Source organism: Mesorhizobium sp. LNJC391B00 (genome assembly GCF_000502535.1).
Lineage (GTDB): Bacteria > Pseudomonadota > Alphaproteobacteria > Rhizobiales > Rhizobiaceae > Mesorhizobium.
In genome coordinates, this window is record NZ_AYWI01000004.1 from 64,065 (window position 1) to 76,620 (window position 12,556).

10 protein-coding genes and 1 pseudogene are annotated in these 12,556 nt (G+C 61.9%); all 11 read right to left on the reverse strand.

The features are described 5' to 3' along the window. Positions 1-6: 6 nt before the first annotated feature. The 11 genes and pseudogenes from X750_RS153435 to X750_RS153385 all read right to left on the reverse strand — a co-directional run bounded on the left by X750_RS153435 (position 7) and on the right by X750_RS153385 (position 12,545). Positions 7-318, reverse strand: a complete 312-nt coding sequence (locus tag X750_RS153435) for a hypothetical protein (RefSeq protein ID WP_031196451.1) — start codon at positions 316-318, stop codon at positions 7-9. Positions 319-325: 7 nt separating this feature from the next. Continuing rightward, complete coding sequence (locus X750_RS153430; protein ID WP_023732991.1) at positions 326-766, reverse strand: hypothetical protein; 441 nt, start codon at positions 764-766, stop codon at positions 326-328. Positions 767-858: 92 nt separating this feature from the next. Further along, positions 859-1,119, reverse strand: a complete 261-nt coding sequence (locus tag X750_RS153425; RefSeq protein ID WP_023668722.1) for a DUF2312 domain-containing protein — start codon at positions 1,117-1,119, stop codon at positions 859-861. Between the two features lie 150 nt (positions 1,120-1,269). Then, a complete protein-coding gene (gene pyc / locus X750_RS153420) occupies positions 1,270-4,728 on the reverse strand; it encodes a pyruvate carboxylase (RefSeq protein WP_023747301.1) in 3,459 nt (1,152 codons plus the stop codon). Between the two features lie 282 nt (positions 4,729-5,010). Further along, on the reverse strand, positions 5,011-6,132 hold the full coding sequence (locus X750_RS153415) for a branched-chain amino acid ABC transporter substrate-binding protein (RefSeq protein WP_023668720.1): 1,122 nt from the start codon (positions 6,130-6,132) through the stop codon (positions 5,011-5,013). A gap of 137 nt (positions 6,133-6,269) precedes the next feature. Continuing rightward, positions 6,270-6,617: a DUF6867 family protein gene (locus tag X750_RS153410; RefSeq protein WP_023668719.1), complete on the reverse strand. Its 348-nt coding sequence runs from the start codon at positions 6,615-6,617 to the stop codon at positions 6,270-6,272. A 111-nt stretch (positions 6,618-6,728) separates the two neighbouring features. Next, entirely contained in the window at positions 6,729-7,457 is a 729-nt protein-coding gene (locus X750_RS153405; RefSeq protein WP_023668718.1) for an ABC transporter ATP-binding protein, read from the reverse strand. A gap of 119 nt (positions 7,458-7,576) precedes the next feature. Beyond that, positions 7,577-8,581: pseudogene (locus X750_RS153400) on the reverse strand (ABC transporter ATP-binding protein); the annotation flags it as partial. After that, a complete protein-coding gene (gene livM, locus X750_RS153395) occupies positions 8,581-10,176 on the reverse strand; it encodes a high-affinity branched-chain amino acid ABC transporter permease LivM (RefSeq protein WP_023684138.1) in 1,596 nt (531 codons plus the stop codon). The gene livM and the pseudogene X750_RS153400, both read right to left, overlap by 1 nt. A gap of 4 nt (positions 10,177-10,180) precedes the next feature. Further along, a complete protein-coding gene (locus X750_RS153390; RefSeq protein ID WP_023668715.1) occupies positions 10,181-11,083 on the reverse strand; it encodes a branched-chain amino acid ABC transporter permease in 903 nt (300 codons plus the stop codon). Positions 11,084-11,543: 460 nt separating this feature from the next. After that, the gene (locus X750_RS153385; RefSeq protein WP_023747303.1) at positions 11,544-12,545 is read right to left on the reverse strand and encodes a 4-hydroxyproline epimerase; all 1,002 of its coding nucleotides are present in this window, start codon (positions 12,543-12,545) and stop codon (positions 11,544-11,546) included. Positions 12,546-12,556 lie beyond the last annotated feature (11 nt).

Here is a 12,556-nt window from a genome sequence, read left to right on the forward strand (position 1 = left end):
ATCTTCTCAGACAACCACCACCAGGATCAGCCAAAGCGTAGCCCCGAGCGTCATCAACGAAGCCTTGGCGCCACTGGATTTTTCCGTGGTTCGCCAGACGGCAAAGGTCAGAAAGATGTTGTAGGGCACGGGCGCGAAATGCACCGCCAGGACGACGGCGAGCGGCAGCTTCAAGCCGAGCAGAATGAGCGCGGCCACCGACGAGGTGATGTTGATCGCCGTGCCGACAAGGACCAGATCGCGCCAGAACAACCGCTCGACCGGCACCGCGCCTTGCCAGCGCGAGCCGAAGAAGGATCCGATGCTTTGCACCAACACCTGATAGCTATCCCTCTCCCAGCACGTCGGTGACGGCGCGCTCGAAGCGCGAGCATTCCGTCACCAGCCAGTCGGCCATGGCCGGCCAGTTGTCCTCGGCATAGCAGTTCACCCGCCACATCGAATTGATGCCGAGGCCCTCGCAGCTCTGCTCCGGCCTGAGCTTCAGCCTGTCTTCGATTGCCGGTCGGAACGGCTTCAGCCGCGACCAGACCCCGGTCGCGCCGAACTTCTCGTTACGGCCGAAAAAGACGCCAACTTGGCTTTGCGCCGGCGCGACATACATGGACAGGACCAGAGCGAAGTCGGGCAGCCCGCGCTGCCAGAACCAGGGTCCGCGCCGCGCCATGGAAGCGCGTTCCTCCGGATGCCGTTCGGCGAACAGCGCCCAGAAGCTGCGTTGGCGGAATTCAGAGGCGCGGCGGGCGCCGAAGTCGAATTCGCTCATGGTCGATGCCCGTTCCAGCATCATTCCTTGGCCCGAGACTGTTTCGAAATTCGCTCCGGCGATATCAGCCGGAGTAGAATTTCCAGACAGGCTTACACCATGCCGAGCGCGGCCTTGTAGAGATCGAGGATGGTTTCCTCTTCCTGGCGCTCGGCCTGGTCCTTCTTGCGCAGCCGGATGATCGACCGCATCGCCTTGGTGTCGAAGCCGGTGCCCTTGGCCTCGGCGAACACTTCCTTGATGTCGTCGGCGATGGTCTTCTTTTCTTCCTCGAGCCGCTCGATGCGCTCGATGAAGGCGCGCAACTGGCCGGCGGCAACAGTCTGGCTGGTATCTGTGATGTCGTCGGCCATGTTTTTTCTCCGCTACTTTTTAAGCACCGCGATTCTGGCGCGGTAAATTGGGAGCGGGTTCGATGCCCGAGCAGGCGCGGCGGGTCAAGCCATTATCGATGCTCCATCAACGGCTGCTGCCAGCCGTCCCCAGTGTGATGGATCCGCGCGTCAGCCAAACGCGATCAACAGATCCTTCGCATCGATCTGATCGCCGGCCTTGACCAGCACTTCGGCCACTGTGCCGTCGCGCTCGGCATGCAGGGCCGTCTCCATCTTCATGGCTTCGATCGACAACAGCACGTCGCCGGCCTTGACCGCTTGGCCGGCGGCAACCGAAAGGGCGGAGACCACGCCCGGCATCGGCGCGCCGACATGCGCCTCGTTGCCGGGCTCGGCCTTGCGCCGAGCCTTGGCCGCCGAGGCGCCATGCGCCCTGTCCGGCACCCTGACGCGGCGCGGCTGGCCGTTGAGCTCGAAGAACACGGTGACCATGCCCTTCTCATCGACGTCGCCGATCGCAAGGCAGCGCACTACAAGCGTCTTGCCTTTTTCGATGTCCAGGAAGATCTCGTCTTCGGACTTCATGCCGTAGAAATAGGTCGGCGTCGGCAGCACACTGACCGGCCCGTAGGTTTCCTGCGCGGCGGCGAAGTCGGTAAACACTTTCGGATACATCAGCCAGGAGGCGAATTCGTACTCCGAGAGCTTGCGCTCCAGCTTCTGCTCGATCTCCTTGCGGCTGGCCTTGAGGTCGGCTGGCTTGAGCAGCGAGCCCGGCCGCTCGGTGATCGGCTTGCTTTCCTTCAGTGCCTTCTTCTGCAGCTTCGCAGGCCAGCCGCCGGGCGACTGGCCGAGATCGCCGCGCAGCATCGAGACGACCGAGTCCGGGAAGGCGATGTCCTTGGCCGGGTTTTCGACGTCGGCAACGGTTAGATCCTGGCTCACCATCATCAGCGCCATGTCGCCGACCACCTTGGACGACGGCGTCACCTTGACGATGTCACCGAACATCAAATTGACGTCGTGATAGGCTTGTGCCACCTCGTGCCAACGCGTTTCCAGCCCGAGCGAACGCGCCTGCTCCTTGAGGTTAGTGAACTGGCCGCCCGGCATTTCGTGCAGATAGACTTCCGAGGCTGGCCCCTTGAGATCGCTTTCGAAGGCCGCATACTGGTTGCGCACCGCTTCCCAGTAGAAGGAGATGTTGCGGATCCATTGCGGATCGAGGCCGGGATCGCGCTCGGTTCCCTTCAGCGCCTCGACGATCGAGCCCAGACAAGGCTGCGAGGTGTTGCCGGAGAAGGAATCCATCGCCGCGTCGATGGCGTCGACGCCACTTTCCACGCCCGCCAGCACCGTCGCCGCCGACAGGCCTGACGTGTCGTGGGTGTGGAAATGGATCGGCAGGTCGGTGGCTTCGCGCAGCGCCTTGAACAGCACGCGGGCGGCGGCAGGCTTCAAAAGCCCGGCCATGTCCTTGACGGCGATGATATGGGCGCCGGCTGCCTGCAATTCTTTCGCCAACCCGACATAGTATTTAAGGTCGTATTTGGCGCGCGCCGGATCGAGGATGTCGCCGGTGTAGCAGATCGCCGCTTCGACCAGCTTGCCCTCCGCGCCCACCGCGTCCATGGCGACGCGCATATTCTCGACCCAGTTCAGGCAGTCGAAGACGCGGAACAGGTCGACCCCGCCGGCCGCTGCCTGGCTGACGAAATGTTGCACGACATTGTCGGGATAGTTGGTGTAGCCGACGCCATTGGCGCCGCGCAGAAGCATCTGCAGCAAAAGGTTGGGGGCCGCTTCGCGCACTTTGCTCAACCGCTCCCACGGATCCTCGGTGAGGAAGCGCATGGCGACGTCGAAAGTGGCGCCGCCCCAGCATTCCAGCGACAGCAGCCGCGGCAGCGCCCGCGCATAGGTGCCGGCGATGCCGGCAATGTCATGCGTGCGCATGCGGGTGGCGAGCAGCGACTGGTGACCGTCGCGCATCGTCGTGTCGGTGACAAGCACCTCTTTTTGCTCACGCATCCAGGCAGCGAATTTCTCCGGCCCCAACGCGTCTAGCTTCTGCTTGCTGCCATCAGGCACATTGCCGTTGAGATAGGGCACGACAGGCGCTGCCGCATCGGTCTTGGGCATCGGTCGGCCGCGGGTTTCGGGATGGCCGTTGACGCTGACGTCGGCCAGATAGTTGAGCAGCTTGGTGGCGCGGTCCTGCCGCTTCACCTGCGCGAACAGCTCCGGCGTCGTGTCGATGAACCTGGTCGTGTAGGAATTGTCGGCGAAGCGCGGGTGGTTGATGATTGCCTCGAGGAAGGTGAGGTTGGTGGCCACGCCGCGGATGCGGAACTCGCGCAGGGCCCGATTCATGCGGGCGATCGCCTCGGCCGGTGTCGGCGCCCAGGCAGTCACCTTCTCCAGCAGCGGATCGTAGAAGCGGGTGATGACCGCGCCCGAATAGGCGGTGCCGCCGTCGAGGCGGATGCCGAAACCGGCGGCTTCGCGATAAGCGGTGATGCGGCCGTAGTCCGGAATGAAACTATGCTCCGGATCCTCGGTCGTGATGCGGCACTGCAGCGCGTGACCGTTCAGCCTGATGTCGGCCTGCGCCGGCACGCCCGACTCTTTCGTGCCGATGGCAAAGCCGTCCAGTATGTGGATCTGCGCCTTGACGATGTCGATGCCGGTCACCTGCTCGGTGACGGTATGCTCGACCTGGATGCGCGGATTGACCTCGATGAAGTAGAATTTCCCGGTGTCGGCGTCCTGCAGGAATTCCACCGTGCCGGCGCCGATATAGCTGGTCTCGCGCGCGATCTTGAGCGCATAGCCGCAAAGCTCCTGGCGCAATGCCTCGCCAAGATAGGGCGCCGGCGCCCGTTCGACGACCTTCTGGTTGCGGCGCTGGATCGAGCAGTCGCGCTCGAACAGATGCACCGCGTTGCCATGCGTGTCGCCGAGCACCTGGACCTCGACATGGCGGGCGCGCTCGATCAGCTTTTCGAGATAGACCTCGTCCTTGCCGAAGGCGGCCTTGGCCTCGCGCTTGCCCTCCATCACCTCGCGGGCGAGGTCGGCTTCCGCGCGGATGGCGCGCATGCCGCGCCCGCCGCCGCCCCATGATGCCTTGAGCATCACCGGATAGCCGACTGTCTTGGCGAGCTGCTTGACTGCTTCCATGTCGTCCGGCAGCGGTTCGGTTGCCGGCACCACCGGCACGCCAACCTCGATGGCCAGATTGCGTGCGGCGACCTTGTTGCCGAGCCGGCGCATCGTGTCGGGCTTCGGTCCTATGAAGGTGATGCCGGCCTCGGCGCAGGCATCTGCGAATTCAGGGCTTTCCGACAGAAGGCCATAGCCCGGATGGATGGCGTCGGCGCCGGACAGTCTGGCGATCCGGATCACTTCCTCGATCGACAGATAGCTTTCGATCGGCCCCATGTCCCTGGCCAGATGCGGCCCGCGCCCGACCTGGTAGCTTTCATCGGCCTTGAACCGATGAAGCGAATATTTGTCCTCCTCGGCCCAGATCGCCACGGTTTTGAGGCCGAGCTCGTTGGCCGCGCGAAAGACGCGGATGGCAATTTCGGACCTGTTGGCGACGAGGATCTTCGTGATGGCCAAGGAAGGAGGCTCCGGACAGGGAGGGATGGGGCGGAGGCATGATTAACGCGAAAATGCTGCAGTGCAACCAAAATCGGGGAGAGATTAAACCGATTTAAATGCGATTCTAGCACCACGGCTCGAAAAGCTGCGTGCGATTGGCGCCGCGAGGTGACGCTAATTGTCGTGCCCGCACAAATTCGACCCCGGCTACCGGCTTGTCCAGCCACCCTCGCTGCCGCCCTGCACCAAAGAAAAATGCCCGGCGCGAGCGCCGGGCATTCCATAGAGCTGTGTTCCGAATTACGACTTCGGGAACCAGGAGATCTTGCCGTCCGGACCCTTCTTCCATTCGTACATGATGTAGCCCGGGAGCTTCGGATCGCCCTTCGCGTCATAGGCGAGATCGCCCAGAACGGTCTTGAACGGGCCCTTCTCGTGCAGCGCCTTGGCCACTTCCACGGGGTCGTTCGACTTGGCCACGGCAGCAGCCTCAGCGATCACCTGCATGGCGGCGTAGGAGTAGAGAGTGTACGCTTCCGGCTCGAAGCCCTGAGCGCGGAACTTCTCGACCAGTGCCTTGTTCTCGGGGATCAGCCGCGGATCCGGACCGAAGGTGTTGAGCGTACCGATAACCGCATCGCCGGCGATCGCAGCCAACTCGTCGGTAACGATGCCGTCGCCTGACATCAGGGTAGCCTTGAGGCCCTGGTCCGCCGACTGGCGGATGATCAGGCCGGCTTCGGTGTGCAGGCCGCCCCAATAGATCAAGGTGACGCCGGCGTCCTTCATCTTGGCAATCAGCGCCGAGAAGTCCTTGTCGCCGACATTGACGCCTTCGTACATGACTTCGGTCAGGCCGGCTGCGTTCATCGCCTTCTTGGTCTCGTCGGCAAGGCCCTGACCATAGGGGGTCTTGTCGTGGATGACGGCAACCTTGGCGTCCTTGAAGTTGGTCGCGATATAGCCGCCGGCGATGCCGCCCTGCTGGTCATCGCGTCCGCAGGTGCGGAACACGTTCCACAGGCCGCGCTCGGTGAATTTCGGGTTGGTCGCCGCAGGCGTCACTTCGACGATGTTGTTGTCGACGTAGACTTCCTGCGAAACCGGGATCGAGACGCCCGAGTTGAAGTGGCCGATCACGAACTTCACGCCGTCGCCGACGAACTTGTTGCCGACCGAAATGCCCTGCTTCGGATCGGAGACGTCGTCGCCGACTTCGAGCTTGATCTGCTCGCCGTTCATGCCGCCTGCTGCGTTGATGTCGGCAACGGCCGCTTCCGCACCCTTCTGCAGCTGCGCACCGAAGGCCGCATTCGGACCGGTGATCGGACCTGCGACGCCGACGATAACGTCAGCCCATGCATTGCCACCGAACGCGACAAGCGCGGTCAGGGCAACGGCGGACAAAAGTGATTTCTTCATTTAAACGCTCCCATTTACGAGGTGGGCGTGGATGAAACTTTCATGCGATGCCCACCCTTATCGCAGAAAGCGTACTTTGCCGATTTTCAGGCCCTTGTCACGCCGATTCATCCCCGGAACGGCGTTAATGATGAACGTCAACCTTTCGGTTTCCAGCTTAAGATCGAAGCCCGTTCGTAAAGCCAATTATACTGCGTCACCATCTGGTTCGTACGCGTGTATTGATAGCCGACAAACCCCAATATCATGAGCACGATTGTGTCCACGACATAGTATTGCAGCGAAAACATCGTGCCGCCGAACAAGGCATGATGGATGAACCTGATGCCGATGCCGAGACCCAGCAGATAGGCGAACAGCGCCGGCAGGCTGCGCCATGTCTGGGCGCTGGCCTTGCCGGTCATCCATGCCGCCCAGCCGCCGAGCAGACAGGTGACGAAGAAGAACTGCCAGATGGAAGGTTCCTCGTGAAGAATGCCTTGCATGATTAAGACTCCTAGCATGATCCCGAAAAGTTGCAGACTTTTCGGACAAAGGTCATGCGACAAACAAACAAGTTGGAGCGGAATACCGTATGCATACATTCCGCTCCAAAATCAGTGATGGCCGCCTTCGAGATAGGCCGCCCGCACTTCCGGATTGGCGAGCAATTCCTTGCCTGTGCCGCTCATGGTCACGTTGCCGTTGACCATGACATAGCCGCGCGTGGCGAGTTTGAGCGCGCCGAAGGCGTTCTGCTCGACCAGGAACACGGTCAGCCCTTGCGTGCGGTTCAGCTCGCGGATGGCATCGAAGATCTGCTTGACGATCAGCGGCGCCAGACCCAGCGACGGCTCGTCGAGCAACAGCAGCTTCGGCCGCGCCATCAGCGCACGTCCGATCGACAGCATCTGCTGCTCGCCGCCCGACAGCGTGCCGCCGCGCTGGGCAATGCGCTCCTTGAGGCGCGGGAACAGCGCGAACACCTTCTCGGCATCTTCGTCATAGTGCTTGAGATTGTCGAGACCGGCGCCCATCTGCAGGTTTTCCATCACCGTCATGCGCGGGAAAATGCGCCTGCCTTCCGGCGACTGCGCAATGCGCATGCGGGCGATCTCGTGCGTCGGCATCTGGGTGATGTCGGTGCCGGCGAAAGTGATTGAGCCGGCACGAGCGCGCGGCGCACCGAAGATGGTCATCATCAGCGTCGACTTGCCGGCGCCGTTGGCGCCGATCAGCGCGACGATCTCGCCCTGGTTGACGTGGACATCGACGCCGTTCAGCGCCTTGATGTTGCCGTAGTAGGTCTCGACGCCCTTGATGTCGAGCAGCGTTGTCTCGGCCATCACTTACGCCCTCCGCGCGGCTTGCCTGTCGGGGATTTGGTGGCCGCCGGCTTGGACTTGGCTGTTAGACGCTCGGACGGTGCTCTTGGCGCGGAGTTGGCTCTTGTATCGTATTGGGTGGCTTTTGAAGCTCCCTTCGACACTGTGACCCGCTCGCCCTGGCTGTGGCCGATCGTGTCGCTTACCGGGCCGGCGAGATAGGAAGACGATGTGCCTGGTCCGTGAGCCGAATCCGGCCCGATGTCCAGCTGCTCGATAACGTCTTCATCGCCGACCTCGGTCAGCACCGTCTCGACCTCCTCGTCGTCGACGCCGAGATAGGCGGCGATGACGCGCGGGTCGGTACGCACCGATTGCGGGCTGCCGTCGGAAATCTTGCGGCCATATTCAAGCACCACGACATGGTCGGAAATCTGCATGACCACCGACATGTCATGTTCGATCAGCAGGATCGAGGTACTGCTCTTGATGTCCATCAGCAGCGAATTCAGCGCAGCCGACTCCTTCGGATTGAGACCGGCCGCAGGCTCGTCGAGGCACAGAAGTTCAGGCCCTGTGCACATGGCGCGCGCAATCTCGAGGCGCCGCTGCGCGCCATAGGGCAGGTCGCCGGCCGGATCGTCGGCGCGATCGACAAGATCAGCCTTCTCCAGCCAGTGCTTGGCAAGCTCCACCGATTCAGCCGAGGCCCTGCGGTAGCCGCCGATCCCGAACAGGCCCAGGATCGTATAGCCGGATGCCTTCATCAGCTTGTTGTGCTGGGCAACCAGCAGATTCTCCAGCAGCGTCATGCCCGAGAACAGGCGGATGTTCTGGAAGGTGCGCGCCACCTTGGCGCGCGCCGGGATCTCGTGATTGGGCAGCCGTTCGAGCAGGAAGCTCGAGCCGTCGGCCCGGTTGAGCGTAATCATGCCTTCCGACGGCTTGTAGAAGCCGGTGATGCAATTGAAGACGGTGGTCTTGCCGGCGCCATTGGGTCCGATCAGCGCGGTGATCTCGCCGCGCTTGGCCTGGAACGACAGGTCGCCGATGGCGATCAGGCCGCCGAACTTCATCGAAAGATGCTCGACCTGGAGGATGGCTTCTTTCATACCCGGATTGGTCTGAATGGAGGTCGCGCTCATCAGCCGTGCCCTTCCTTGGTGAAGGAGGAGGAGACCGCTTTTCGTTCACTGAGGAAGGCCGTCGGTTCACGGCTGCCGACAAAGCCGCGCGGCTTCCACAGCATGACGATGACCATCGCCATGCCGAACAAAAGCATGCGGTAAAGCTCCGGCGTGAAATCTTTTCCGAAGACACTTTTCAGGAAATCGAGTTCGCGCAGCGCCTCGGTGCCGCCGATCATCACCAGCGCGGCGACCGCGATGCCGACCAGCGAGCCCATGCCGCCGAGCACCACGATGGCCAGGATTATCGCCGATTCCAGGAAGACGAAAGATTCAGGGCTGACGAAGCCTTGCCGTGCGGCGAAGAAGGCGCCGGCAAAACCGCCGAACATGGCGCCGGTGGCAAAGGCGGTGAGCTTGGTGGTGGTGGTGTTGATGCCAAGCGAGCGGCAGGCAATCTCGTCCTCGCGCAGCGCTTCCCAGGCGCGGCCGACAGGCATGCGCCTGAGCCTGATGGTGACGAACGCGGTCAGCAGCGCCAGCCCGAGAATGAGATAGTAGAGGAAGATCTTGTAGTAGGCGCTCGACTGGGCGATGTGCAGCACCTTGCCGATGTAGTTCGGGTCCGTCGAATTGAACGTCATCAGGCCGAAGAAGGTGACCTTCGGGATGCCGGAGATGCCGGCCGAGCCGTTGGTGACTTCACGCCAGTTGATCAGCACCAGGCGGATGATCTCGCCGAAGGCCAGGGTCACGATCGCCAGGTAATCGCCACGAAGCCTGAGCACCGGAAATCCGAGCATAACGCCCCAGAAGGCGGCCATGGCGCCGGCGGCCGGCAGCAGGATCCAGAACGACAGGCCGTATTGCGAACCGAGCAACGCATAGGCATAGGCGCCGACCGCGTAAAAGGCGACGTAGCCGAGATCGAGCAGGCCGGCGAGGCCGACGACGATGTTCAGCCCCCAGGCCAGCATCACATAGATCAGGATCTGGATGCCGAAATTGTCGACCCACTTCAACGAGCCCTGCAGGCCGCCGGTTATCGACCACGCGTAGATCGACAGCACAACGACGACGAGGATCGGGTATAGCACCAGCGCCGCAATGCCGAGCTTGGTGAAATTGGCGTGGATGAAGGAGCGGAAATAGAAGATCACGCAAGCGAGCGCGTAAATGACGGCCAATGCGCGCAGGAACTGAAGGTAGCCGGCCAGATCGGGTCCTACCAACGCCGGCAGGGCGCTGCCGAACGCAACCAGGACAACCGCCAGCACGACGGCGACGATGAAGGCCGGAAGCAGGAAGAAGCGCGACGCGACGCTCGCCGGCAATAGGCCGGTGGCGACATTGGTGATCTTCTGATTGGCCATGAACGGCTGGCCATAGGCAATGTAGAAGAAGCGGCCAAGCATGGTCAGCACGACCACGGTGATGAGCAGCAACCAGCGCTGCACCAGGATCAACTGGTTGCTGATGTTCTGGTCGGTCTTCAGGCCGATGAAGAGAATGAACAACCCCAGCGAGATGGCGCCGGCATAGAACGCTTCGCGCAATGCACGCTGCACGGGGGACGCGACGGTGTCGCGCTCCGAGGATACGGAAACCGCCATTGTCTCAGACCTTTTCGACTTCTGGCCGGCCCAAAATGCCGGAAGGCAGGAAGATCAGCACGATCGCCAGGATCGAGAACGCCGCGACGTCCTTGTAGTCGATCGAGAAATACGCCGACCACATGCTCTCGATGAAGCCGATCAAAAGCCCGCCAAGCACCGCGCCCGGCAGAGACCCGATGCCGCCGAGAACGGCTGCGGTGAAGGCCTTGACCCCCGGCACAAAGCCGTCGGAAAAGGCGATGACGCCGTAATACATCAGGAATAACGTGCCCGCGACGGCCGCAAGCGCTGCACCCATGATGAAGGTGATCGAGATCGTACGGTCGACATCGACGCCGAGCAGCGCCGCCATCTTGCGGTCCTGCTCGCACGCCCTTTGCGCCCGACCGAGGGAAGTCCTGTTGACCAGGTACCAGAACAGCGCCAGCAGCAGGGCGGTGACGACGACGATGATGATCTGCTTCAGCGACACGCTGATGCCGTTGATGTTGTAGACCTGGCTGACCATCGGCGGGATCGGCTTGTTGCGCGGGCCCTGCGTCACCTGGATGAAGTTCGACAGCGCGATCGACATGCCGATGGCGGTGATCAGCGGCGCCAGCCGGAACGAACCGCGCAGCGGCCGGTAGGCCACCTTCTCGATCGTCCAGTTGTAGAGGCTGGTGAGCAGCATCGCCACGATCATCATGATCAGCAGCGCCAGGACGACCGGCACTGAATAGAACAAGGAGCCGAGGATGAGGAAGACGACGAGGGCGGCGAATGCCCCGACCATGAAAATGTCGCCGTGGGCGAAGTTGATCATGCCGATGATGCCGTAGACCATCGTGTAGCCGATTGCGATCAGCCCATAGATCGATCCCAGCGTCAGCCCATTGATAAGCTGCTGGACAAAGTACTGCATGTGTACATGGCTCCCCTGGAATGTCGCCCATGCAGACGCATTCCTTTTCGTATTTCCCCTAGTCGTAAAGTTTCGAGCCCGGATTGCAACGTGATTTTTCAAACGTCGAGCGTGTTTTGCCGGCACGCCTTCCGATTGCCCGTTTTTTTGCTCCCGACCCCTGGACTATCGCGGACCCTATCATTGGCATAACGCAATGTCTTTGACGATTCAGCCGGGCCAGCGACCTCATTTCGAAGAAATCCCGGTCAAAATTCGGTGATGAGACGAATCCTTGCGCTGTTGGCGGGCTTCGTTTTTAAGCCACATTCCGTACTGACCAGCTGCAACATGGGTTACTTCCCGACTATGGCGGTGGATGCCTCGCCCAACGCGCTAACCTTTCGCTGACTGGTTTCGCCAAGAGGTCCCGCTCTGGGTCCAAGTCTTGGTCTCGGTGGATGATCGGCAGCCTACCGTATCACTTAACCACAAAACCGTGCGCGAACGGATCGCGGTCGTCGATGAAGATGGTGTTCAGGCCGGTCATCCGGGCCCAGCCGCCGATCGAAGGAATGATGGCCGGCTTGCCGGCAACAGTCACGTCCCTCTCGACCTTGCCCTTGAACAGCGAGCCGATGATCGATTCGTGGACAAAACTGTCGCCGGCCTTGAGCTTGCCCTTGGCATGGAGCTGCGCCATGCGCGCCGAGGTGCCGGTGCCGCAAGGTGAGCGGTCGATCGCCTTGTCGCCATAGAAGACCGCGTTGCGCGCATCCGCGCCCGCCACTGTCGGCTCGCCCGTCCACAGCATGTGGGACAGCCGGTTGATGCCGGGGTTTTCCGGATGCACGAACGAGTACTTCTCGTTAAGCCGCTGCCGCACCACAGGGCTCCAGGCGATGAAATCGCCGGCGGAATAATCAGCCATGTCGCGAAAATTCGCCTGCGGCTCGACGATTGCGTAGAAATTGCCGCCATAGGCGACATCGACAGTGATCTCGCCAAGCTGCGGGCAGTCGACCGTCAGTCCCTCGGCATAAAGGAAGGACGGTACATTGGTGATGCGCACCTCCTCGACATAGTCGCCGACTTGCTTGTATTCGGCGATGACCAGCCCGGCCGGTGTGTCGAGCCGGAGCACGCCGGGTGTCTTCGGCTTGATCAGCCCATGTTCGATGGCCATCGTCACCGTGCCGATCGTGCCGTGGCCGCACATCGGCAGGCAGCCCGACGTCTCGATGAACAGGATGGCTATGTCGCAATCCTCGCGCGTCGGCGGATAGAGGATCGAGCCCGACATGACATCGTGGCCGCGCGGCTCGAACATCAGCCCGGTGCGGATCCAGTCATACTCCGCCAGGAAATGCGCCCGCCGCTCCATCATCGTCGACCCCTGAAGCAAAGGGCCGCCGCCGGCGACCAGCCGCACCGGATTACCGCAGGTATGGCCGTCGATGCAAAAGAAGGATTTTTTGGCCATGATTTCCTCGA